21 protein-coding genes, 1 pseudogene and 1 riboswitch are annotated in these 25,089 nt (G+C 54.3%); of the genes and pseudogenes, 18 read left to right on the plus strand and 4 right to left on the minus strand.

What is annotated here, in order from left to right:
• Positions 1–302: 302 nt before the first annotated feature.
• The 4 genes from leuA to leuD are packed head-to-tail and all read left to right on the plus strand — an operon-like array spanning position 303 to position 4,993.
• Positions 303–1,883, plus strand: a complete 1,581-nt coding sequence (leuA, locus tag DES54_RS02215) for a 2-isopropylmalate synthase (RefSeq protein WP_113864988.1) — start codon at positions 303–305, stop codon at positions 1,881–1,883.
• Positions 1,883–2,974: a 3-isopropylmalate dehydrogenase gene (leuB, locus tag DES54_RS02220; RefSeq protein WP_113864989.1), complete on the plus strand. Its 1,092-nt coding sequence runs from the start codon at positions 1,883–1,885 to the stop codon at positions 2,972–2,974. The genes leuA and leuB overlap by 1 nt, the downstream gene beginning before the upstream one ends.
• A gap of 2 nt (positions 2,975–2,976) precedes the next feature.
• Positions 2,977–4,377 (plus strand): 3-isopropylmalate dehydratase large subunit, encoded by a 1,401-nt coding sequence (leuC, locus tag DES54_RS02225; RefSeq protein ID WP_113864990.1) that lies wholly within the window; start codon positions 2,977–2,979, stop codon positions 4,375–4,377.
• A gap of 13 nt (positions 4,378–4,390) precedes the next feature.
• Complete coding sequence (gene leuD / locus DES54_RS02230; RefSeq protein ID WP_113864991.1) at positions 4,391–4,993, plus strand: 3-isopropylmalate dehydratase small subunit; 603 nt, start codon at positions 4,391–4,393, stop codon at positions 4,991–4,993.
• 41 nt (positions 4,994–5,034) lie between these two features.
• Here leuD and DES54_RS02235 read toward each other — a convergent pair whose 3' ends face one another.
• A complete protein-coding gene (locus tag DES54_RS02235) occupies positions 5,035–6,246 on the minus strand; it encodes an MFS transporter (protein WP_113864992.1) in 1,212 nt (403 codons plus the stop codon).
• Between the two features lie 137 nt (positions 6,247–6,383).
• Between DES54_RS02235 and DES54_RS02240 the strand changes: the two genes are divergently transcribed.
• From DES54_RS02240 to DES54_RS02270, 7 genes and pseudogenes are all read left to right on the plus strand, one after another.
• A complete protein-coding gene (locus DES54_RS02240) occupies positions 6,384–8,123 on the plus strand; it encodes an IucA/IucC family protein (RefSeq protein WP_113864993.1) in 1,740 nt (579 codons plus the stop codon).
• A pseudogene (locus DES54_RS02245) lies at positions 8,120–9,068 on the plus strand (GNAT family N-acetyltransferase). Before DES54_RS02240 ends, DES54_RS02245 begins: the two are co-directional and overlap by 4 nt.
• Positions 9,068–10,816 (plus strand): IucA/IucC family protein, encoded by a 1,749-nt coding sequence (gene iucC / locus DES54_RS02250; RefSeq protein WP_113864994.1) that lies wholly within the window; start codon positions 9,068–9,070, stop codon positions 10,814–10,816. Before DES54_RS02245 ends, iucC begins: the two are co-directional and overlap by 1 nt.
• Positions 10,813–12,159, plus strand: a complete 1,347-nt coding sequence (locus DES54_RS02255; protein ID WP_113864995.1) for a lysine N(6)-hydroxylase/L-ornithine N(5)-oxygenase family protein — start codon at positions 10,813–10,815, stop codon at positions 12,157–12,159. The genes iucC and DES54_RS02255 overlap by 4 nt, the downstream gene beginning before the upstream one ends.
• Before the next feature lie 30 nt (positions 12,160–12,189).
• The gene (locus tag DES54_RS02260) at positions 12,190–14,388 is read left to right on the plus strand and encodes a TonB-dependent siderophore receptor (protein ID WP_113865015.1); all 2,199 of its coding nucleotides are present in this window, start codon (positions 12,190–12,192) and stop codon (positions 14,386–14,388) included.
• A gap of 274 nt (positions 14,389–14,662) precedes the next feature.
• Positions 14,663–14,893 (plus strand): hypothetical protein, encoded by a 231-nt coding sequence (locus DES54_RS02265; protein ID WP_113864996.1) that lies wholly within the window; start codon positions 14,663–14,665, stop codon positions 14,891–14,893.
• A gap of 32 nt (positions 14,894–14,925) precedes the next feature.
• A complete protein-coding gene (locus DES54_RS02270) occupies positions 14,926–15,483 on the plus strand; it encodes a helix-turn-helix transcriptional regulator (RefSeq protein WP_113864997.1) in 558 nt (185 codons plus the stop codon).
• A gap of 342 nt (positions 15,484–15,825) precedes the next feature.
• On the opposite strand, the gene DES54_RS18440 is transcribed toward DES54_RS02270, so the two are convergent.
• Together DES54_RS18440 and sgrT are read right to left on the minus strand one after the other, a co-directional pair.
• Positions 15,826–16,062 carry a hypothetical protein gene (locus DES54_RS18440; RefSeq protein WP_147247243.1) on the minus strand — a complete coding sequence of 79 codons (237 nt, stop codon included), beginning with the start codon at positions 16,060–16,062 and terminating at the stop codon, positions 15,826–15,828.
• 367 nt (positions 16,063–16,429) lie between these two features.
• Positions 16,430–16,594 (minus strand): glucose uptake inhibitor SgrT, encoded by a 165-nt coding sequence (gene sgrT / locus DES54_RS02280; protein WP_113864999.1) that lies wholly within the window; start codon positions 16,592–16,594, stop codon positions 16,430–16,432.
• 90 nt (positions 16,595–16,684) lie between these two features.
• Between sgrT and sgrR the strand changes: the two genes are divergently transcribed.
• The 7 genes from sgrR (at position 16,685) to ilvN (ending at position 24,155) form a co-directional block, all read left to right on the plus strand.
• Positions 16,685–18,343, plus strand: coding sequence for an HTH-type transcriptional regulator SgrR (sgrR, locus tag DES54_RS02285; RefSeq protein WP_113865000.1), 1,659 nt, complete (start codon positions 16,685–16,687; stop codon positions 18,341–18,343).
• A gap of 37 nt (positions 18,344–18,380) precedes the next feature.
• A riboswitch (TPP riboswitch) is annotated at positions 18,381–18,507 on the plus strand.
• A gap of 79 nt (positions 18,508–18,586) precedes the next feature.
• Complete coding sequence (gene thiB / locus DES54_RS02290; RefSeq protein ID WP_113865016.1) at positions 18,587–19,570, plus strand: thiamine ABC transporter substrate binding subunit; 984 nt, start codon at positions 18,587–18,589, stop codon at positions 19,568–19,570.
• Entirely contained in the window at positions 19,546–21,156 is a 1,611-nt protein-coding gene (gene thiP / locus DES54_RS02295) for a thiamine/thiamine pyrophosphate ABC transporter permease ThiP (protein WP_113865001.1), read from the plus strand. The genes thiB and thiP overlap by 25 nt, the downstream gene beginning before the upstream one ends.
• Complete coding sequence (thiQ, locus tag DES54_RS02300; RefSeq protein WP_113865002.1) at positions 21,140–21,838, plus strand: thiamine ABC transporter ATP-binding protein ThiQ; 699 nt, start codon at positions 21,140–21,142, stop codon at positions 21,836–21,838. Before thiP ends, thiQ begins: the two co-directional genes overlap by 17 nt.
• Before the next feature lie 133 nt (positions 21,839–21,971).
• Positions 21,972–22,160 carry a hypothetical protein gene (locus DES54_RS18755; protein WP_240634901.1) on the plus strand — a complete coding sequence of 63 codons (189 nt, stop codon included), beginning with the start codon at positions 21,972–21,974 and terminating at the stop codon, positions 22,158–22,160.
• A 32-nt stretch (positions 22,161–22,192) separates the two neighbouring features.
• Positions 22,193–23,857, plus strand: coding sequence for an acetolactate synthase large subunit (gene ilvB / locus DES54_RS02310; RefSeq protein WP_113865003.1), 1,665 nt, complete (start codon positions 22,193–22,195; stop codon positions 23,855–23,857).
• Between the two features lie 4 nt (positions 23,858–23,861).
• Positions 23,862–24,155, plus strand: a complete 294-nt coding sequence (gene ilvN / locus DES54_RS02315) for an acetolactate synthase small subunit (protein ID WP_113865004.1) — start codon at positions 23,862–23,864, stop codon at positions 24,153–24,155.
• A 602-nt stretch (positions 24,156–24,757) separates the two neighbouring features.
• Here ilvN and DES54_RS02320 read toward each other — a convergent pair.
• The coding region (locus DES54_RS02320; RefSeq protein WP_211317442.1) for a transposase at positions 24,758–25,089 on the minus strand (332 nt) is incomplete at its 5' end.

The following is a 25,089-nucleotide window of genomic DNA, read 5'->3' on the forward strand; positions in this document are numbered from 1 at the left end:
CTATTTCTGCCATAAATAGCGACCTATAGCGAGGTTACTTGACGCGCATCACATCAAATCAAAGGTTGACATAACCCTGAAGATCAAGTACCAATAACCCCATATCGAATTCCAGATGACGAGACATCATGTTCAATTTTGTTTTCCTACTAAGCCTACTACTAGACGCATCAACATTGCGCGGTATGCTGGTGGGCAAAATTCACAACTGATTTCACGCCACCCAAATAAAAAACCCGCGCCGATGCGCGGGTTTTTTTTTACTCGCCGGGCGCCAGATAAACATGACAAGGAACCAACCAATGAGCCAGCAAGTCATTATTTTCGATACCACATTACGTGACGGTGAACAGGCATTACAGGCTAGTCTGAGCGTGAAAGAAAAACTCCAGATTGCGCTGGCGTTGGAAAGGATGGGCGTTGACGTCATGGAAGTCGGCTTCCCGGTCTCCTCGCCCGGCGACTTTGAATCTGTACAGACGATTGCCCGCAACATCAAGAATAGCCGGGTCTGCGGTCTCACTCGCTGCGTCGAGAAAGATATTGATGTGGCGGCCGAGGCGCTGCGTGTGGCCGATGCGTTCCGCATCCATACCTTTATCGCCACCTCCCCGATGCACATCGCCACCAAACTGCGCAGTACGCTGGATGAAGTCATCGAACGCGCCATCCATATGATCAAACATGCGCGTAATTACACGGACGACGTCGAGTTTTCCTGTGAAGACGCGGGCCGCACGCCAATCGCCGATCTGAGCCGGGTCGTGGAAGCCGCGATCAAGGCCGGCGCCCGTACCATCAACATTCCCGATACCGTCGGCTACACCCTGCCTCATGAATTCGGCAATATTATTGCCTCGCTGTACGAGCGCGTTCCCAATATCGATCAAGCCATCATCTCCGTGCACACCCACGACGATCTGGGTCTGGCGGTAGGCAACGCGATGGCGGCGGTTCATGCCGGAGCGCGTCAGGTTGAAGGTACCCTGAACGGCATCGGCGAACGTGCCGGCAACTGTGCGCTGGAAGAAGTGATTATGGCGATCAAAACGCGTCATGATATTCTGAACGTCCACACCACTATCAATCATCAGGAAATCTACCGCACCAGCCAATCAGTCAGCCAGATCTGCAACATGCCGATCCCCGCCAATAAAGCCGTGGTAGGTTCTAATGCTTTCGCTCACTCTTCCGGCATTCATCAGGATGGTGTGCTGAAAAATCGCGAAAATTACGAAATTATGACGCCGGAATCCATCGGTTTGAAAGAAGTGCAGTTGAATCTGACTTCCCGTTCAGGACGCGCGGCGGTGAAACACCGTATGGAAGAGATGGGCTATCAGGAGAGCGACTACAATCTGGATGATTTGTATTCCGCTTTCCTGAAACTGGCCGACAAAAAAGGTCAGGTTTTCGATTACGATCTGGAAGCGCTGGCGTTCATCAACAGTCAGCAGGAAGAGCAGGATTTTTATAGCCTGGATTATTTTAGCGTGCAGTCTGGCTCCAGCGTGATGGCCACCGCCTCCGTCAAACTGAACTACGGGGCGGAAACGCAGGCGGAAGCCGCCACCGGCAATGGTCCGGTTGATGCCGTCTATCAGGCGATCAACCGCATCACCGGCTACCAGATTTCACTGGTTAAATACCAGTTGACCGCCAAAGGACAAGGCCGGGACGCTCTGGGCCAGGTGGATATCGTCGCGGATTATCAGGGCCGTCGCTTCCACGGCGTCGGGCTGACGACGGATATCGTCGAATCCTCCGCCCAAGCGATGGTAAATGTATTGAACAATATTAAACGCGCTCAGCAGGTAGAAAAAGAAATCCAGCGTCTGCAACAGCACAACAGTAAACAACAAAATAATCAGGAAACAGTGTGATGACCAAAAGCTACCACATCGCCGTCTTACCCGGAGACGGCATTGGCCCGGAAGTAATGGCGCAGGCCCACAAAGTGTTGGACGCGGTACGCCAGCGCTTTAATCTGCGGATTACCACCAGCGAATATGACGTCGGCGGCATCGCCATCGATCGCCAGAAGACGCCGCTGCCGCAGGCCACCATCGCCGGTTGCGAGCAGGCCGACGCCGTTTTGTTCGGTTCGGTCGGCGGCCCGAAATGGGAACATTTACCCCCGGCGGAACAACCGGAACGCGGGGCGTTATTGCCGCTGCGCAAGCACTTCAGATTGTTCAGCAACCTGCGCCCGGCCCGACTGTATCAGGGGTTGGAAGCTTTCTGCCCGTTGCGCGGCGATATCGCCGCCAAAGGGTTCGACATTCTGTGCGTGCGCGAACTGACGGGCGGCATTTATTTTGGTCAGCCAAAGGGACGCGAAGGCAGCGGTCAACACGAGCGCGCCTTCGACACCGAGGTCTATCATCGTTTCGAGATTGAGCGCATCGCGCATATCGCGTTTGAATCCGCGCGCAAGCGCCGTGGTATCGTCACCTCTATTGATAAAGCCAATGTGTTGCAAAGCTCTATCCTGTGGCGTGAAATCGTCAATGAAATCGCCAAAGAATACCCGGATGTGAAACTGTCTCATCTGTACATCGACAACGCCACCATGCAGTTGATCAAAGATCCATCCCAGTTCGACGTGATGCTGTGTTCCAACCTGTTCGGCGACATTCTGTCCGATGAGTGCGCCATGATCACCGGTTCTATGGGAATGCTGCCTTCCGCCAGCCTCAACGATCAGGGATTCGGTTTGTACGAACCCGCGGGCGGATCCGCGCCGGATATCGCGGGTAAAAACATCGCCAACCCGATCGCGCAAATTTTATCGCTGGCCTTGCTGCTGCGTTACAGCCTGGCAGCGGATGACGCGGCCGACGCCATCGAAAAAGCCGTCAATATCGCGCTGGCGGAAGGTTATCGCACCGCGGATCTGGCCAGCGACGGCAATGCAATAGGGACAAGTGAAATGGGCGATATCATCGCCCGGTTTGTGGCGCAAGGGGCATAATCATGGGTAAGACGTTATATCAGAAATTATTTGATGCGCATGTGGTTCACGAAGCGCCGAATGAAACGCCCCTGCTGTATATCGATCGTCATCTGGTGCACGAGGTGACGTCGCCGCAGGCTTTTGATGGTCTGCGGGCCATGGGCCGCAAGATTCGCCAACCGGGTAAGACCTTTGCGACCATGGACCATAACGTTTCCACGCAAACCAAAGATATCAATGCCAGTGGCGAAATGGCGCGCATTCAGATGCAGGAACTGATCAAGAACTGTGCTGAATTCGGCGTACAACTGTATGACCTGAACCATCCGTTTCAGGGCATTGTCCATGTCATCGGCCCGGAGCAAGGAATGACGCTGCCGGGAATGACCATTGTGTGCGGCGATTCCCATACCGCGACGCACGGCGCATTCGGCTCGCTGGCGTTTGGCATCGGCACCTCGGAAGTTGAACATGTGCTGGCGACGCAAACCCTGAAACAGGGCCGCGCCAAAACCATGAAGATCGAAGTCACAGGCGATGCGACGCCGGGCATCACCGCGAAAGATATCGTGCTGGCGATTATCGGTAAAACCGGCAGCGCTGGCGGCACCGGCCATGTGGTTGAATTCTGCGGTAAAGCGATTCAGGCGCTGAGCATGGAAGGCCGTATGACGCTGTGCAACATGGCGATTGAAATGGGCGCCAAAGCAGGTCTGGTCGCACCGGATGAAACTACGTTCAACTATCTGAAAGGACGTCAGTTTGCGCCGAAAGACGCGAACTGGGATGCGGCCGTCGCTTGCTGGAACACGCTGAAATCGGACGACAACGCGCAATTCGATACCGTCGTCACGCTGGATGCCGCGCAGATTGCCCCGCAGGTTACCTGGGGCACCAACCCCGGTCAGGTTATCGCCGTCGATCAGGTCATTCCGTCTCCCGAATCGTTCAGCGATCCGGTAGAGCGCGCCTCAGCCGCCAAAGCGCTGGCCTATATGGACTTGCAGCCCGGCATCAAACTGACCGATGTGGCGATTAATAAAGTCTTTATCGGCTCCTGCACCAACTCGCGCATTGAAGATCTGCGCGCCGCGGCGGAAATAGCCAAAGGCCGCAAAGTGGCTCAGGGCGTGCAGGCCATCGTCGTCCCCGGTTCAGGTCCGGTGAAAACTATGGCGGAACTGGAAGGACTGGATAAAGTGTTTATCGAGGCGGGTTTCGAATGGCGTCTGCCAGGCTGTTCAATGTGTCTGGCGATGAACAACGATCGGCTGAACCCCGGTGAACGTTGCGCATCAACCAGCAACCGTAACTTTGAAGGACGTCAGGGCCGTGACGGACGCACCCATCTGGTCAGCCCGGCGATGGCCGCTGCCGCGGCGGTAACCGGGCATTTTGCCGATATCCGCGAATTGAATTAAGAGAGAAACCAACATGGCTAAATTTACGCAACATACCGGTCTGGTGGTTCCCCTGGATGCCGCTAACGTCGATACCGATGCCATTATTCCAAAACAGTTTTTGCAAAAGGTCACACGTACCGGCTTTGGTCAGCACCTGTTTAACGACTGGCGTTTTCTGGATGAGGCCGGTCAGGAACCCAACCCTGATTTTGTGCTGAACAAACCCCGCTATAAAGGTGCCAGCATTTTGCTGGCGCGTGAAAACTTCGGCTGTGGTTCATCCCGCGAACATGCGCCGTGGGCATTGACTGACTATGGTTTCAACGTGATTATCGCGCCAAGCTTCGCCGATATCTTTTACGGCAACGCGTTTAACAATCAGTTGCTGCCCGTTACGCTGAGCGAGGCTGAGGTGGATGAACTGTTCAAACTGGTTGAAGGACAGCAGGGCATGACCTTTACGGTCGATCTGGAAAATCAGGTTGTGCATGCCGGAGACAAACACTATACGTTTGAAATCGGTAGTTTCCGTCGTCACTGCATGATCAACGGGCTGGATAGTATCGGGCTGACGCTGCAACACGAAGCGTCCATCGCGGAATACGAGAAAAATCAGCCGTCATTTCTGCATTGATCGATCAGGCAGGGGCGTCGTCAGACGCCCCTGCTCATTCATTACTTGCGAACACGCTGCTGACGCCAAATTTCCCCGCTCATGACACAAAAGATCAACGTCATCACCAGCGCCCCGGCGATAAGCGCGTCTTCTCCCCGCCACATCGTCACTAACGGAACCAGACAGGCGCTCAGGCCATAACCCAACGTATGGCTGGTGGCGATCCAACCAGCCCCGGCCCCCGCCTGAAGCCGATCATTGAGCAGTATCTGATAGGAGGGCTTAGCCAGCGCCGCGCCAAACGACATTATCCCGCAACCAAGATAAAACAGCGCCACGCCTCCCCACACCATCAATGTCAACCCCAGCGTTATGACGCCGCCCGATAAGATCAACAACGCGCCGGGCGACAAAAGCTGTCGCCGCAACACCGTAAATTGCGCCAGCAACGCAGTGATGGCCGCCAGACTCAACAACAGCGCCACCTGATGGCTGAGCGATTCCCCGTGGGCAGGGAACCGCATTTTCAGCGCAGGCGACAAGCCAAGCTGCATCAGACTGACGGCGGCGGCCAGACACAGCGCGCAACACAAATACAGCAGCATATTCGCACGCAGTCTCACCGGCAAACGCGCGGGCGATATCTGTGGCGGTTCACCCTGCTCACGCCAGATAATCAGCAATGCCAGCAACGGCGTCAGCGCCATCAACCACAATGGCGCCAGCGGATGCAGCACCAGCGCAGCCGACGCGCATAACGGGCCGAACAGACGTCCGCCGCTTAAGCCGGAACTGATCGCGGCCAGCGCCCTCATTCGGTGGTCCGGCCCCGCCCGCTGCAACGCCCATACCTGACAGGCCGGCACCATACCCGATACCGTCAGCCCGTAAATAATGCGCGCCACAATCAATCCGCATAATCCCACCGTCACAGACAACCATTCCTGAACCATTCCCAGGCAGGCCAGCGCCAATAACATAAAACTCAGTAAATACTCGCACAGCGACGCCACCACCACCGGCTTACAGCCGTATCGATCAATCCGCCGCCCCCACCACGGCGAAGCCGGGAGAAAAAGAATAGAACCCAGCGTCAATAAACCCGCCCAGACTGACAGTGAAAGTTTAGTTTCACTAACCAGTATCGGTAACGCCACCAGCAACCCATTCTGGCCAATACCTAACAGACCGGCGCACAGCGCCAGCGTCCAATAGTTTTCTCTGGAAAACGATATGGGCTTTGCTGTCCCTAAAAATGGCAAATGTCGCATGAAATGTAATTAATCCGTAATGTTAGTGTATGAATAAAAGAGGAAAACTGACAAAATCTTAACATTAAGATTGATAATAAGAATTATTATTGTCAGAATTCAAGTTCTCATTTGGACGAACGAGAACCCTGCTCACCATGAACATGCAGAAATCAAATCAGGTAAATGATGTAGCGGCTCAATGTTTTCTTAATGCATTGATAAGGGAAACTAAGGATTGGTATGTGGAACATGCCCCTGACAATCAGACGCTGACCGCTGTCATACTTCCTTTGTCGCCATCGCGAATGCTCCGATTACCGCTTATCTATTTCTCCGCCACCCAGCATCACCGCTACCGTTTTCCCGCTCAGTTGGTATCGGACGGCAGCCCGCGGGATATTGATTTCGCCACGCTGGTTTCAGCGCTGCTGGAGAAACCCGCTATTGCCGAAAACCTGCCCGTACAAGTGCTGACAAGCTTCCGCCAGCGGGTACTGGAAAGTCACCACCACACGCATCAGGCCATCGCGCAGCGCCTCGACTGGCCGATGCTGCGCCACAAGCCGTTGACCTTCGCTCAGGCGGAACAAGGTTTACTGGTCGGTCATGCGTTTCATCCGGCGCCGAAGTCTCACCAACCTTTTAATGAGACGCAAGCGCAGCGCTATCTACCGGATTTCGCCGCTCGTTTTCCATTGCATTGGTTCGCCGTTGCCAGAGAACAGATTGGCGGGGAAAGTCTCGGCATCAGCCTACAGCAGCGTCTGCTGCGGTTCGCGGTAGAAAACGCGCCGGACCTGATAGGTCACGTCACTGACGATGTGTGGCTGCTGCCCATGCACCCCTGGCAGGCGGAACACCTGCTGCAACAAAACTGGTGCCGGCAGTTGTTGCGGCGAGGCATGCTGCGTGACCTGGGCGAGGCCGGACAGTACTGGCTACCGACCTCTTCGTCGCGCTCGCTTTACTGCCCGACCAGCCGCGACATGATCAAATTCTCCCTCAGCGTGCGGCTGACCAACTCGATCCGCACCCTATTCATTAAAGAGCTAAAACGAGGCATGCGGCTGGCGCGGCTGGCGCAAACTTCGCGCTGGCAGACTTTACAGGCTCGCTATCCCACGTTTCAGTTCATGCAGGAAGATGGCTGGGCCGGACTGCGCAATCTGGAAGGCGAGATAGAAAACGAAAGCCTGTTCGCCCTGCGCCGCAATCTGCTGTTCGGCGACGCAAACAGTCAGACCAATGTTCTGGTCACGCTGACGCAGGCCGCGCCGGACGGGGGCGACAGTCTGCTGACCGCGGCCGTCCGGCGGCTGGCTGACCGGTTGTCCATTAATCCGGCGCGTGCCGCTCAGGTATGGTTGAGCGCCTACTGTCAGCATGTGCTGACGCCGCTGTTCAGCGCCGAAGCGGATTACGGTCTGGTGCTGCTGGCGCACCAACAAAATATTCTGGTGGAAATGAAGCACGATCTCCCAGTCGGCATGCTGTACCGCGACTGTCAGGGCAGCGGCTTTACGCAACAAGCTCAGACATGGCTGGAAGAAATTGGCGAAGCCGATGCCGAGAACCGCTTTACCACGCAACAATTGCTGCGCTATTTCCCTTACTACCTGCTGGTGAACTCAACGTTGGCGGTCACCGCGGCCTTAGCCGCCGCAGGTTTCGGCAGCGAACCACAACTGATGGCGCAGGTGCGCTCTTCTCTTGCCGAATTGCGCGCCACAGCCATGAATACTCATTGTCTGGACTATGTGCTGGACAGCCCGATGTGGAACTGCAAGGGCAACTTTTTCTGCTATCTGCACGATCACAACGAAAACACCATCGTCGATCCCGCCGTGATCTATTTCAATTTTCCCAACCCGTTGTTAATTCAGGAGATGGCATGATGCCAGAAGCCAATATCGTTCACGCAATCAATGGCATGTACTGCGAGATACAGGCGCAATCCCTGGCGCTAAGCTGGGGAGTGGATAACAGCGCGCAGTTGCATTGCCCCGGCGTAATGCCATCCGATTGGCTGGCGGAGGCCATCGATCAGTTATTTATCGCGGTGCCGACGCTGTCCGGCATATCGCTGCCGTGGCGGGAATGGCGCGATGCCCCGGATGCGCTGGCGCTGTTTGAACAGATCCAAAGCGATTTTCTGGCGCGGGAAACCTTCTGGCAACTGCCGCTGTGGTTGCGTGCGACGCGCCGCCAGCCGACATCGCCCTTACAGTATGACGACGCGCGCGCTCTGTTATCCCCCGCGTCCGACGCGTCCGCAAGGGGAAGTTTACCGCCGTTATGACCCGCGCGTCAGACAGACGCTGAGTTTCCGCCTGCCTGACGCCGACCGCGACACGCCGCAGTTCACCCGCTGGATGAACGACGATCGCATCGCGTTCTTCTGGGAACAACGCGGATCGGAAACCCTGCAATATGATTACCTGATCAGCAAACTTGAAGACGCCCATCTGTACCCGCTCATCGGTTGTTATGACGACCAGCCCTTCGGCTATTTTGAGGTTTACTGGGCGGCTGAAGACCGTATTGGCCGCCACTATCGCTGGCAACCGTTCGATCGTGGTCTGCACATGCTGGTCGGCGAGCAGAACTGGCGCGGCGCGAGCTTCGTGCGCAGTTGGCTGCGCGGACTGACGCACTATCTCTATCTTGATGCTCCGCAAACCGGGCGGGTAGTGGCTGAACCGCGTGCGGATAATCAGCGCTTGTTCCGCCACCTGCCCGCTGCGGGCTACCGCACCGTCAAGGAGTTCGATTTCCCGCACAAACGTTCACGTTTGATCATGAATCAGCGCAACGCCTTCTTCACGGAGGTGGGTCTGTAATGAACGATTACCGTGAAGACTGGCAATGGGTTAACCGGTTGCTGGTCGCCAAAATGCTGGCTGAGTTGGAATACGAGCGAACGTTGCAGGCCGAACCGGAAAGCGACGGCCAGTGGCGTATTTCGCTGCCGGAAAGCGAATGGCGTTTCGCCGCCCGTCGCGACATCTGGGGCTGGTTGTGGATCGATGCGGACAGCGTGCGCTGCGAACACTCGCCCATCACGGCGGACGCGCTGCTCAGACAACTCGCCCCGCGGATCGGAATGAATGACGCTCAGATTGCGGAACACCTTGAAGATCTCTACGCCACCCTGCGCGGCGACTTGCAACTACGGCGTCAACGTCGCGGCATGAGCGCGCAGGATCTGATCGCGCTGGACGCCGGTACGCTACAGTGCCTGCTATCCGGCCATCCTAAATTTGTCTTCAACAAAGGTCGCCGCGGCTGGGGACTGGATGACCTGCGCCGCTACGCACCGGAATATCGGCAAACGTTTCGTCTGCACTGGCTGGCGGTACGGCGTGAGTGCGCGGTGTGGAGCCACGATGACGAAGTATCGATGGACACCTTACTGCAAAGCGCCATGAATGAAACCGAACGTCAGCGTTTCCAACAACACTGGCAAGCGCTGGGTTTGACGGAGGCGTGGTTGCCGATGCCGGCGCATCCGTGGCAGTGGTGGCAGAAAATTGCGCTGCACTTCCTGCCGCAACTGGCGGAAGGGGAGATCATCTCGCTGGGGGAATTCGGCGATCACTATCTGGCGCAACAATCGTTGCGCACGCTGACCAACGCCAGCCGACGCAGCAAGCTGGACGTCAAGCTGCCGTTAACCATTTACAACACCTCGTGCTACCGCGGGATCCCCGGCAAGTACATTGCCGCAGGCCCGCTCGCCTCGCGCTGGTTACAGCAGATCGTCGCCAGCGATCCGACGCTTAACGCCAGCGGCGCCGTGATCCTCGGCGAACCGGCGGCAGGTTATCTGGCGCATTCCGGCTACCAGACGCTTAAACAAGCACCCTATCGCTACCAGGAAATGCTGGGCGTTATCTGGCGAGAGAATCCATCCTGCTATCTGCATTCCGACGAACAGGCGATCCTGATGGCGACGCTGATGGAGTGCGACGAACAAGGGCAGCCGTTGATCGGCGCTTACATCGCCCAGTCGGGGCTCGACGCCGAAACATGGCTGCGACAGTTGTTCCGGACCACCGTGGTGCCGCTTTATCACCTGCTATGCCGCTACGGGGTATCACTGATCGCCCACGGTCAGAATATTACGCTGGCTATGAAGAAGGGTTGTCCGCAGCGCGTGCTGCTGAAAGATTTTCAGGGCGACATGCGACTGACGCAAGAGGATTTCCCTGAGCGGCATTCCCTGCCCGACGCAGTCAGCGCCGTGACGGTGCGTTTGAGCGCCGACTATCTCATCCACGATTTACAGACCGGTCATTTCGTCACCGTGCTGCGCTTTATCTCCCCACTTACCGAGCGATTGGGGATCAGTGAAACCCGCTTTTACCAATTGCTGGCCGGAGAACTGCACGCCTACATGGACGGCCATCCTCATCTGGCGGAACGTTTTGCGCTGTTTGACCTCTTTAAGCCAGCGATCATCCGGGTCGTGCTCAACCCCGTAAAGCTGACCTTCTCCGAACATGACGGCGGCAACCGCATGTTGCCCAACTATCTTAAGGATTTGCCAAACCCGCTGTGGTTAGTGGCACAGGAGCCTGCACAATGAAAGAACAACTGGATTTCATCGGTATCGGCATCGGTCCGTTCAACCTGAGCATTTCCGCGCTGGCATACTCGTTGACCGATTTCCAAAGCCGCTTTTTTGAGCGTAAACCTCATTTTGCCTGGCATCCCGGCATGCTGGTACCCGACTGCCATATGCAGACTTCGTTTCTAAAGGATTTGGTCAGCGCAGTGGATCCGTGCAACCCTTTCAGCTTTATCAACTATCTGGTGCAGAAGAAGAAATTCTATCGCTTTCTGACAACCGAGATGCGTACCGTCTCACGGGACGAGTTCTCCGATTACCTGGGCTGGGCTGCCGATAACATGGATAACCTCTCCTTCGACGCGCCGGTTTATGCCGTCGATTTCGACGAAAAGCGACGTCGCTTTATCATCGAAACGCAGGATGGCGTCTGGCAGGCTCGTCATGTCTGTGTGGGGATCGGCAAGCAGCCTTATCTGCCTGAATGCGTAAACGACATCAGTGACGATTGCTTCCATGCCAGCGAAATGAATCTGCGCAAACCGACGCTGGCGGGCAAAACCGTGACCATCGTCGGCGGCGGACAAAGCGGCGCCGATCTTTTCCTGAATATCTTGCGCGGCGAATGGGGCGAACCGACGCACATCAACTGGGTATCACGACGCAACAATTTCAATGCGCTGGATGAAGCGCCGTTCGCCAATGAATATTTCACGCCGGACTATGTCACCAGCTTCCTTGGTCTGGAGGAAAACACCAAGCAAAACATGCTGGCGGAACAGAAAATGACATCGGATGGCATTACCGCTGAGTCTCTGCTGGCGATCTATCGTGAACTGTACCACCGCTTTGACGTGCTGGGACAACCGCGCAACGCCTCGCTGCTGCCCAGCCGTTCGCTGATTGCTTTGGATAAAACCGGCTCTCGCCACCAGCTTAAGCTTCACCACAAGCTGGACAACGGACATGACCTGCTGCAAAGCGATGTGGTGATCTTTGCCACCGGTTATCGCACCGCGTCGCCCGCCGTGCTCTCTCCGCTGCATCAGCGTCTGTCCGTTACCACGGATGGCAACTATCGGATCAACCCCGACTTCACGCTGGACTGGCAAGGCCCCGCCGACAACCATCTGTTCGCGGTCAATTCCAGTATGCAGCAGCACGGCATCTCCGAACCGCAGTTAAGCCTGATGGCCTGGCGCTCCGCCAATATTCTCAATCGGGCGATAGGAAGAGAACATTTCGATCTCAGCACATCACCATCGTTTATCGAGTGGCGCAGCGGGATAAACCATGCCATGACGCGTAACAACAACACGGCTGATAACCAAAATAGTTCTGATAACCACAACCTGGCGTGATGATCACGCTTTTTTATGCAGGGCGAAAAAATGTTAAAGACAAAAAAAATACTCTGGGTAATCTCTCCCTCGTTGTTCGCCACCGTCGTTCCGGGGACTGTTCAGGCGCAGTCCGCCGATGATCAGATGGTGGTCAGCGCCAGCCGTACTCTGCGTACTGTCGGGCAGATGGCGCAAACCACCTGGGTCATTGACGGCAGTCAAATCGAACAACAAGTACAAGGCGGCAAAGAACTGAAAGATGTGCTGGCGCAATTGATTCCGGGTCTGGACGTCAGCAGCCAGAGCCGGACAAATTACGGTATGAACATGCGCAGACGCAGCATCGTCGTGATGGTCGATGGCGTCCGCCTCAACTCTTCCCGTTCGGACAGCCGCCAGCTTGATTCCATCGATCCGTTCAATATCGCACATATCGAAGTGATTTCCGGCGCCACCTCACTCTACGGCGGCGGCAGTACCGGCGGATTGATCAATCTGGTCACCAAAAAAGGACAGGCTGATCGGCAGGTCGAGTTGGAACTGGGCAGTAAAACCGGCTTCCGCAGCAAACGCGATCATGACGATCGCGTCGCGGCGGCGGTGAGCGGCGGCAATGAGAACCTTGCGGGTCGGCTTTCCGTCACCTATCAGAAATTTGGCGCCTGGTATGACGGCAACGGCAATGACGTGTTGCTGGATAATACCCAGACCGGTCTGCAATACTCAGACCGTCTCGACGTGATGGGAACCGGTACGCTGCAAATCGATGAACATCAGCAACTGCAACTGGTGACCCAGTATTATAAAAGCCAGGGCGACGGCAAGCACGGGCTCTATCTTGGCGAAAACTTCTCCGCCGTGACCGGCGACGGAGAAGCCAGCAATAGCGGCCGTCTCCACTCGGACCGAATTCCCGGCACCGAGCGTCATCTGATCAGTCTCCAGTACGGTAACACCGATTTCTGGGGACAGGATTTGGCGGCGCAGATTTACTACCGTGATGAAGCGCTGACCTTCTACCCCTTCCCGGCACTGAGCGGCGGTACGGTAAGAAGTTTGTCGTCCTCGGAGCAAAACACCAGTCAGTATGGCGCCAAGCTGACTTTCAATAGCACACCGCTTGATGCGCTGACGCTGACCTACGGTGTTGACGCCGAACATGAAACCTTCGACGCCAACCAGATGTTCTTCGACTTGCCCCGCGCCAGCCAGTCCGGGGGGATGAACAACCAGCGTATTTTCAGCGTTGACCGTTACCCCGGCTACAGCATCACCAATCTGGCGCCGTTCATGCAAACCAGCTATGACATCACCCCCATGTTTACGCTCAGCGGCGGCGTGCGCTACCAATGGACCAAAAATAAGGTGAAGAACTTTGTCGGTTATAATCAACAGCAGGCCATCGCCAACGGCACCGCCGCCTCTGCGGATACTATTCCCGGCGGCAGCACCGACTACAACAACCTGCTGTTTAACGCCGGCATCCTCGCTCATCTGACGGAAAAACAGCAAGCATGGTTTAACTTCTCGCAAGGCGTCGAATTACCGGATCCGGGTAAGTATTACGGACGGGGAACTTACCGGTTGGTCAATGACCACTATCAGTTGCTTAACAGCGTGAACGTCAACCAGTCTCAAATGGAAGGCATCAAGGTCGATTCCTATGAACTCGGCTGGCGTTATACCGGTGATAATCTGCATACTCAGGTCGCCGCTTACTACTCCATTTCCGACAAATCGGTCGAAATCAACTCATCAGACCTGACCATTTTCGTTAAGCCCAACGAACGACGGATCTATGGTGTGGAAGGCGCCGCCGATTATTTCTTTAACGACAGCGACTGGAGCACCGGAGTAAACGTTAATCTGGTCAAATCCGAACTTAAGTCCAACGGTAAATGGGAGAAACTGGATGTCCGCGACGCCAGCGCCTCGAAAGCCGTCGCTTATATCAACTGGGCGCCTGATGACTGGTCGCTGCGCCTGCAAACCCAGCAAACCTTCGATGTTTCGGATGCGGAAGGTCGGAAAATCAACGGCTACAACACCCTCGACTTTATCGGCAGCTATACCTTACCTGTCGGCAAGATCAGCTTCAGCGTGGAAAACCTGCTGGATAGACAATACACCACCACCTGGGGACAACGAGCGCCGCTCCAGTACAGCCCGGCCTTCGGCGCGGCATCGCTGTATGAATATAAGGGACGCGGCCGCACTTTTGGCCTGACGTATTCCGCCGTCTTTTAATTAAGCACCGCAATACATCGCCCCGAATCGGCAACGATCGGGGCTTTTTACATTTGAATATGCAGGTTTTACGTCAACTATTTAACACACGGCTTCCCTGACTGATATTTCTTCCTCTATCCCCTCATCGCAATAGTTGCGAGGCGATACGCAATCCCTTGCGCTCCGCCACTTTTTCGATCCGTAAACAGATATATTTCCTGCTTACTTAAGACATTACATGTTGACAATAGTCAACACCAGACTTACCATAACTTCATTACTCAGGATGATGATGAAAAAACACCCAAACAAACATATTCAAGCGGCTATTGAATATGCGCTGGCGCAAGGCTGGAGATTCAACCCCAGTAAAGGACATGCTTTTGGCAGGCTCATTTGCGACACGCCAGACCATGCCGATCACATGATGAGCATTTGGTCTACACCGGCAAACCCGGAAAACCATGCAAAACAGATCCGCCGCCAGGTAGACCACTGTCTGATGATAGTGAAAAAAAACTAAGCTAAGCCGCTTAATGAGGAATTGAGGAATATATGACAACTTACCATTTTTCTCTCACGCTATCGGGCGTTACCGCTGAGACACCGGGATTGGAAGATGCGCTATTTTCCAATGGCTGTAGCGATGCTTTACTTTGCTTTTATGGTCACGCCGTCTATCTGGAGTTTGATCGTGGAAGTACAAATTTTGCTGCTGCGGTACTCAGCGCGATCCGCGATATTGAGTTGGCCGGCATTAATGCTCAAGTACAATCCGCTGATGCGGCCTTGGTTGGGCTCAGCGACATTGCGGCATTATCCGGCATGTCACGTCAGGCAATCGCCTTGATGAAAGATGGAAAACGCGGGACGGGCGATTTTCCTTCGCCAATCCAGCGTCTTAGCGGGGCCTCTCCGCTGTGGAATTGGAGCGATGTGGCGGAATGGCTGGCGAAACAGGGAAAAATAGCGCAGGAACTGGCTGATAACGCAAGGGAGCTTACCGCCATCAATCTGGCGCTACAAGTACGCAATAGCCGCCAACAAGCTGAGTTAAACCGCTACAGCGCCTTACTCAACGATCATCAGGCGCTGAACGCGTACTGCCGCTGAGCTTTTTTATGGGTTCAAAAACGCCGGCACATACGCGCTGGCGGGTGAAAAGCACCCTTACTCGACGCTTTCATTATTTCGCGTTAATCTCTGTTGCTCTATGGCGCGTAAATTATTTCTATAAGCATCAGTATGCCCTGATTCACACATGGTTCTGAAATAATGTTCAAAGGTGGGATAGACCATCTCGCCGTTTTCATGCGAATACCACAAATTGGGAGAACCATAATCCAGATTTTGAATAATCGATCTCGCTTCCCGGTAATATCGGTTCATATCCTGCGTGGTTTGATACTCCACCTTTTCACAATCATGCGCCGCCCTTTCAATACCGGAATAGCCCTAGAGAAACCTGCTGTTAACCTGCTGAAACTCTTTGATTCTGCTTATATTCGTTAATTCAACCAGCATGATACTCAACGGTCGATAATTACTGCCTTTCTCATCTCTCGCCGTGGACTCCGCCAGCACCGCTTCCCGGCAGTGTAGCCGGGTTTCGGCATGTCCGAAACTCTGAGTAATGTCGCTGTCAGGCACAATACGTAAAGCCACCCCGCCTTGCTGGTCAATCTGGTTCATTCTTTCCCGGAGCGTCTTTGATGCGTCATATATCATTCCAATCCTATTGATCAGAGAGTCGATCCTGTCGTCGCCGTCCGGGTTTCTAATATTCGATACGATATCCGACCACGCCTTGTGGCTTCTGACGGTTCGTGTGCTTCCCTCAGCGCGGCCACCATGAAGAGACGTGAGATCCGACGCATACGGTTTCGATACACAAAGCCCCATTATTTACCCTCCCGTAATAATTTTAATTTCTATGTGTATTTTCAAATTATGCAGGTTCCCGGCTGATCACCAGTTTTACCAATAAAAAAAGCCAGCGAAATATCCGCTGGCTGGTGAAAAGCACCATTACTCAGAAGTTTTCTCTAATTTCTCACGGCTAGATCCAGTGACGGTATTCCTCTTCCGACATCTCCTCTAAGTGCCACTGCGTCGCCTGCTGCAATAATGCCAACCGCTGCTGAGCGGACATCCAACGCAACCATTTCGCCTGGCACGCCGAAAGATAACCCCGATAAAACTGGTACAACCGGGAAATCGCCATAAGCCACCTCCACGCTTTCATTATGCAAAAGTATCGGCGTAATATAGGGAAAGATAAATTGATGACTTTATGGCCGGGAGTTCCCCTTTTATGTCCTCCAACCGTCTGCAACAACAGTTCATCCGTCTGTGGCAACACTTTCAGGGACAAACCACCGATACAACGTTGCAAGAGTTGGCCGGCGTCTTAACCTGTTCACGCCGTCATATCCGTTCTTTGCTGGGCGCGATGCAACGACAAGGATGGCTGACCTGGCAGGCGGAAGTCGGCAGGAGCAAGCGCTCGCAGCTTTCGTTCATTTATACCGGCTTAGCCCTGCAACAGCAGCGCGCAGAGGATTTACTGGAACAGGATCGCATCGATCAGTTGGTGCAGCTTGTCGGTGATAAAGAAGCGGTGCGTCAGATGCTGCTTGCCCACCTTGGCCGCAGTTTCCGGCAAGGCAAACATATCCTGCGAATCCTCTACTATCGCCCGTTGCGTAACTTATTGCCGGGATCGCCATTACGACGCTCGGAAATGCACATCGCCCGACAGATTTTCAGCGGCCTGACCAACATAAATGAGGAAAATGGGGAACTCACGCCCGATCTGGCGCATCACTGGCAAATGCAGGAACCGCGACGTTGGCGATTCTATTTGCGTCCGTCTATCCGTTTTCATCATGGCCGGGAACTGACGATGAACGATGTCATCAGTTCGCTTACCCGACTAACCGAATTGCCGCTGTTTGCTCATATCGAAAACGTCACCTCGCCGATGCCTTTTGTCATTGATGTGCAGTTAAGCAGCGCCGACCACTGGCTGCCGTGGCTGCTTGGCAGTGTTCCCGCCATGATCCTGCCGCAAGAATGGCGCACCCTGCCCGATTTTGCCCGACATCCCATCGGCACGGGTCCTTATGCCGTCGTCAGCAATAACAACAGTCATATGAAAATACGCGCATTTGATGATTATTTTGGCTACCGGGCGCTGATCGATGAAGTAAATATCTGGGTGTTGCCGGATGAACCGGAAAAGATGCCGGTTTCCGTCAAGTTACAGTCCGACGATTCCCGCCATGAACAGTTGGAAAGCAGAATGGAAGAGGGCTGCTATTTCATCCTGTTCGATAAACGTTCACCACAGGTCAGGCGCCCGGAAATACGCCGCTGGCTGCGGCAGGTGTTTAACCCCATTGATTTGTTGAGCCATGCGGATGCCATTCATCAACGCGACTGGTCGCCCGCGTATAGCCTATTGCCCCGCTGGCACCATAACCAGCCAGACACGCCATTGCCCGTGCCGCCAGGACTCAAACAGATTACATTGACCTTCTATCAGGAACACCCTGAATACCGCATACTCAGTGAAATCCTGCGTGAGTTGCTGGCAAAGCATGGGGTTATTCTGCTCGTCCAGACCGTCAGTTACGAAGACTGGCATCAGGGAAACAGCGAAAGCGACATTTGGTTCAGTAGCGTGAATTGCTATTTTCCCCTCGAATTTTCCCTGTTCGCCATGCTCTACGAACTACCGTTGATGCAACACTGTCTGGATGACGATCTGCATCATGATGCACGCCAATGGCGTAACAACACACTATCCCTGGCGGAATGGTGCGATAAGCTGGTCGACGGCGGGCAACTGCATCCCCTGCTCCATCACTGGCTGAAACTGCAAGGGCAACGCAGTATGCGCGGCATCAGAATGAATATGCTGGGCTGGTTCGATTTCAAATCCGCCTGGTTTGTTCCGCCAGAAAACTGAGAACCTTCCCCTGTTCCCTTGAACCCTTTACAATGGGCCGTTCTCAACGGGGTGCGAAAAGGCGCGTGGCAGATTACACTGACGCAACGGCTTTTTCGCTGAGAAAACACCCGTCGAACCTGATCCGGTTAATACCGGCGGAGGGATTTGAGAGTGTTTATCGCTGACTCAAAGACCTTTGCCCCCCATGATCCTCAGGAGTGCAAAGTGTTCATGATATTATTATTAAAACATTCAGCATCCATGCTGAAGAAAATCCTGCCGTGTCTGTTACTGCTATCCGCCCCGGCGTTCGCCAAGCCAGCGCTTACCGTCTATACCTACGATTCTTTTGCCTCTGAATGGGGACCGGGCCCGGTGATCAAAACCGCATTTGAAAAAGAGTGCGCGTGTGAATTGAACTTTGTCGTTCTGGAAGATGGCGCCTCGCTCCTGAACCGTCTGCGCATGGAGGGTAAAAACAGCAAAGCGGACATTATGTTAGGGCTGGACAATAACTTGTTGCAGGCCGCGGAACAGACCGATCTGTTCATCAAAAACGATCTGGATACGCGCGCGGTCAAGGTGCCGGGCGGTTGGAACAACGCCACGTTTGTTCCTTATGACTACGGCTATTTCGCGTTTGTTTACAACAAAGAAAAGCTGAAAAACCCGCCCAAAAGCCTGAATGAACTGATCGACAGTCCAGAGCCATGGAAAGTAATCTATCAGGATCCGCGCACCAGCACGCCAGGGCTGGGTTTACTGTTATGGATGCAGCAAGTGTATGGCGATCAGGCGCCGCAGGCATGGCAAAAACTGGCGAGAAAAACCGTCACGGTCACCAAAGGGTGGAGCGAAGCCTACGGCCTGTTCCTGAAAGGCGAGGCGGATCTGGTGCTCAGCTACACCACCTCGCCGGCGTATCACATTATTGAAGAGAAAACAGAGAATTACGCGGCGGCAAATTTCAGCGAAGGGCATTACCTGCAAATTGAAGTCGCCGGACAACTCGCTGCCAGCAAGCAGCCGGAACTGGCAAAACGCTTCATGCAATTCATTCTAAGTCCGACATTCCAGCAGGCGATCCCCACCACCAACTGGATGTATCCGGTTATTCCAACCGCATTGCCAGCCGGATTCGCCACCCTCCCCGTACCTGAAAACGCACTGCAATACAGCGCGCAACAGGTAGCGGAACAAAGGAATAACTGGATTCAGGCATGGCAACGCGCCGTCAGCCGCTGACCGCAGGCAGCCTGTGGCCGGGATTACTGGCCGCGACGCTGCTAATTTCCGTCGCGGCGCTGGCTTTCGGGGCCCTATGGTTACAGGCCCCCGAGCGCCAGTGGCTGGCCTTATGGCATGACAGCTACCTGTGGCACGTTATTCGTTTCACCTTCTGGCAGGCGTTCTTGTCCGCGCTGTGCTCCACCGTACCCGCCATTTTCCTTGCCAGAGCCTTGTTCCGCCGCCGTTTTCCCGGCCACCGCTGGTTATTACGACTTTGCGCCATGACGCTGGTTCTGCCTGTGCTGGTCGCCGTTTTTGGCCTGCTCAGCGTGTATGGACGTCAGGGTTGGCTGGCGCAGCTAATCGGTTTTTTCGGTCTGCCCTACCCGTTTTCGCCCTATGGTCTGCAAGGCATTTTGCTGGCGCATATTTTCTTTAATCTGCCGCTGGCAACCCGCCTGTTATTGCAATCGCTGGAAGGTATTGCGACAGAGCAGCGCCAGTTGGCGGCGCAACTGGGCATGAATGGCTGGCAGCATTTTCGGATCGTCGAATGGCCCGCCCTGCGCAGGCAAATGTTACCGACCGCCGCACTGATTTTTATGCTTTGCTTCGCCAGTTTCGCCACGGTGCTGTCGCTGGGCGGCGGGCCGCAGGCGACAACCATCGAGTTGGCTATTTATCAGGCGTTAAGCTTTGATTACGATCCCTCACGCGCCGCGTTGCTGGCATTAATCCAGATGACCTGCTGCCTCGGACTGGTGTTGTTAAGTCAGCGCCTGGGAGGTATCTTGCCGGTCGGCAGCACCCGGCGGTTGATATGGCGTAATCCGCAGGACAGCCGCTTTAGTCAGTTGTGCGATAGTTTGCTGATTGGCATGCTATTGCTGCTGGTGGTTCCGCCCTTGCTGGCGGTAATCATCGACGGCGTGAATCTTTCACTGTTCACCGTACTGCAACAACCCGTTTTGTGGCAAACCTTGTTTACTTCGCTGCGTATCGCGCTGAGCGCCGGTTTGCTATGCATCGCGCTGACCATGATGTTGCTCTGGAGCAGCCGGGAACTGAAATTGCGCCAACAACCGCTGTACAGCCAGTTGATGAATCTGAGCGGCATGCTGATCCTCGCCATGCCCGGCATTGTGCTGGCAACCGGCTTTTTCCTGTTACTCAACAATACGCTGGGATTGCCGGATTCGCCTTATGCGTTAGTCATCCTGACCAATGCGCTGATGGCGATCCCCTATACGCTCAAAGTGCTGGAAAACCCGATGTACGACGTCGCCGAACGCTACAATCAACTCTGTCTGTCGCTGGATGTGCGCGGTTGGCGACGTTTAAAGATTATCGAACTGACGTCGCTGAAACAGCCGCTGGCACAGGCGCTGGCCTTTGCCAGCGTATTATCGATTGGGGATTTTGGCGTCATTGCGTTGTTCGGCAGTGAACAGTTCCGCACATTGCCTTTTTATCTTAATCAGCAGATTGGCGCCTATCGCAGCGCCGATGGCGCCGTTACCGCACTGTTACTGATGCTTATCTGCTTTACATTGTTCACTCTGATTGAAAAACTGGCGGGCCGTCATGATCTTTCTCGATAAGCTGACATACCTCTATAAAGACGTTCCCATGCGCTTCGATTTTCACGTTCAAGCGGGTGAGCGTGTGGCGATCCTCGGTCCCAGCGGCGCGGGGAAAAGCACGCTGCTGAATCTGATTGCCGGCTTTCTGATGGCGGACAGCGGAACGTTGCGGTTGAATGGCGAAGATCATCGGTTCACGCCGCCCGCCAAACGGCCCGTCTCGATCCTGTTTCAGGAAAACAACCTCTTCCCTCACCTGACCATCAATCAAAATATCGCATTGGGCCTGAACCCCGGTTTGCGTCTGAACGACAGCCAGCGTGAAACGCTGCGGCACATTGCCGATAAGGTGGGTTTGACGACATTGCTCAACCGTCTGCCGTCACAGGTTTCTGGCGGACAACGCCAACGCGCCGCGCTTGCCCGCTGTCTGATGCGTTATCGTCCCATTTTGTTGCTGGATGAACCGTTTTCGGCGTTCGATCCGGCATTGCGTCTGGAAATGCTGGAACTGCTCGACGAAATGTGTCGGGATCGCCAGATCACGCTGCTGATGGTGTCCCATAACCTGGATGACGCGATCCGCATTGCGCAACGCACCGTATTGATTGTTGATGGAAAAATGGGTTATGACGGCTCAACGCTGGCGTTACAGAACGGCACCGCCGAAGCAGCGCGAATTCTGGGGATCACGTCATAGCGCTATTACCACGCTCCCGGCAGAAATGTGATCGCGCGCGAATTTTGATTTTTTATCCCATGCTGGCCTTGTGTCTTTTTCATGACCTGTGCTTATATAAACAAGTTACTTAACCATGAATAACCGGAACCCCATGACGCACTATTCTTCCACTTCAGTAAGACTAAGCACCGCGCAAGTTGACGCGGTCGTTGTCGTGCGCGTGGTGGTTGGTGGTCGTCGTCGGCAGCGCGCCGTAACGGGTTCCGAATCCAGCAAAGATTCCCAAACCCCGCCGGCGCAAGCCGAGCGGGGTTTCTTGTTTGCACCCTCCCCGCTCTGAAAACGCACCGGCCTTGATGAAGGATATAAAATATGCGTTATACAGGCGCCCAATTGATTATCCGGCTGCTCGAACAGCAGGGTATCACCACAATCGCTGGCATCCCCGGAGGCGCGGCTCTGCCGCTATACGATGCGCTCAGCCAGAGCAAAACTATCCGCCACGTATTGGCACGCCATGAGCAAGGCGCGGGATTCATGGCGCAGGGCATGGCAAGGGCCGCTGACCGCGCCGCCGTTTGTCTGGCCTCAAGCGGCCCCGGCGCAACCAACCTGCTGACCGCCATTGCCGACGCCAAACTCGATTCCATTCCTCTGGTTTGTATTACCGGCCAGGTGCCTTCAAACATGATCGGGACGGATGCCTTTCAGGAAGTCGATACCTATGGCATCTCCATTCCGGTCACCAAACACAACTATCTGGTTCGTGACATCAAAGAGTTAGCACGGGTTATTCCAGACGCTTTTCGCATCGCGCAATCTGGCCGCCCCGGTCCGGTATGGATCGATATTCCCAAAGACGTACAAACCGCGGAGATCGAACTCGATACCCTGCCGCCAATAAGCCGGAACGATAGTCCGCCCGCCATTGATGCGCAGAAAATTGCGCAGGCTGCCGCCATGATTAATGCGGCGCAGCGCCCGATCCTCTATCTGGGCGGCGGCATTATCAACGCCTCGGCGCACCAACAGGCGATACAACTAGCGGAACGTTCAAGTTTGCCCACCACCATGACGCTGATGGCGTTAGGCGCTATGCCGGTGGATCATCCCCTGTCGCTCGGCATGTTAGGAATGCACGCCGCACGCTCAACCAATCTGATCTTGCAGCAGGCGGATTTGTTGATTGTGCTGGGTGCGCGCTTTGACGATCGCGCGATCGGTAAGGCAACGCAATTCTGTCCTGAAGCCAGCGTAATTCATATTGATATCGATCCGGCTGAATTAGGCAAGATCCGCCAGCCGCATGTCGCGTTGCATGCCGATGTCGCCAAAGCGCTGGATCAACTTTTGCCCCTGATCGATACCCAGCAACGCGAGGTATGGCGTACAACCGTCAGCGAGTTACAACAGGCGTTCCCGTTCAACATGCCGGGAGCGGACGATCCGCTCAGTCATTATGGCCTGATCCGCGCGACCGCCCAGGCGCTGACGGACAATGCCATCATTGCCACCGATGTCGGACAACATCAGATGTGGGTAGCGCAGTCCTATCCGCTGCGCCGACCACGACAGTGGTTGACCTCCGGCGGGCTGGGCACCATGGGCTTCGGCCTGCCTGCTGCAATGGGAGCAGCGCTGGCCGAACCTGAACGTACCGTGGTGTGTTTTTCCGGCGACGGCAGTCTGATGATGAACATTCAGGAAATGGCGACCGCTGCCGAAGAAGGACTGAATGTCAAAATCATCCTGATGAATAACCAATCGCTGGGTCTGGTGCATCAGCAGCAGGATCTGTTCTTCCGGCAACGTATTTTTGCCGCTGATTATCGCTACCGCACCAACTTTCTGGCGATTGCCGCCGGTTTCGGCTTCGCCACCTGCGATCTGAACGCGGCGGACGATCCGCGAATGGCGCTGGCGCAAGCGCTGAACCGTCCCGGCCCCGCGTTGATCCACGTCTTGATTGATGTGAATGAAAAAGTGTATCCCATGGTGCCGCCGGGCGCCGCCAACATCGATATGATCGGAGATTAAGACCATGCCCATTCAATCAAGCTCAAAACAGGTCACGCTGGAACTCTCGGTACGCAACCATCCCGGCGTGATGTCCCATGTTTGCGGCCTGTTTGCCCGTCGCGCCTTTAACGTGGAAGGGATCCTCTGTATGCCGCTGGCTGGCGGCGGCGAAAGCCGTATCTGGCTTCTGGTGCAGGACGATCAGCGTCTGGCGCAGATGATAAGCCAGATCGAGAAACTGGAAGACGTGATTAAGGTACGGCGTCATGGCGAGGAAATGCGTATCTTTGATCAGGTGGCGGAATTTTATCGCTGATGTGCAGTTCACATTCAGGTGCGAGCGCAGATAACGGCTTGCGGCACTCAGTTATCGCGAAGTCTGGCTAATAAGACAGGCCGTGACGGGACTTAATCGTTGCTATGAGTCAGTATGAATTAAAAACAGAAACTAGGGAATTGGCGGAAATTTCCGGGAACAAGCTGATATTGGTAAGTCTTGCCCGGCGCGGGTTGTAGCGACAGCGAGAGACATTTTATCAAGGATTGGTCGAAAAAAAACAAAATGAGAAAAATGAGGCGGGCGTGAGATTTTTGTCATTTATTTTGATAATCGCGCGCCGCCAGAAAAAGGCCTTTAAAAGAAGTTTAAATGGTTACTTCATCCGCATGATGATGTCATAAAGCTTCTTTAGATTCTCGTTACTTAATTTTGTTAACGATATGATGTGCTTTTCTAATCGAATCTCAACTATGTGATATACATCACCTTTGGTTAGGCCCAACTCCTTAGCTCTTGCCCATATTGCTGAATAAAATTCATTTCTCCCTAACCCTTTGTTACTTAAAGTTGTTTTTCTTTTTATTGCAGCATCCTGCTGTAACCATTTTATAGCCTGCTCGCCTAAATAACTGCGCCTATTACCGCTCCACTTTTGTTAGTCCAGGTTTGTTGCCTGGGAAAGGTGATGCGGTTTTAATAAATTGTCTGACATTTTTTAGTAACTCCCACATTGTTTTACAGTGATGATTCCGGGTTACCGTTTCGTGTAAGGCTAACCATAAGAGCTCTATTTTGTTCACCCATGGCGAGTAAATCGGCTGATAAATAAGAATAAATTTTGGATTCTTCTTCAGCCACTTCAATGTCTTTTTGCTTTTGTGAATGATGTAATTATCGACAATAAGGGTGATCGTTTTGGCGCTGCGATACGTGCTTCTCAGCTGGCATAACATATCGATGAACAAGCCTG

The organism is Brenneria salicis ATCC 15712 = DSM 30166 (genome assembly GCF_003315515.1).
Classification (GTDB): Bacteria; Pseudomonadota; Gammaproteobacteria; order Enterobacterales; family Enterobacteriaceae; genus Brenneria; species Brenneria salicis.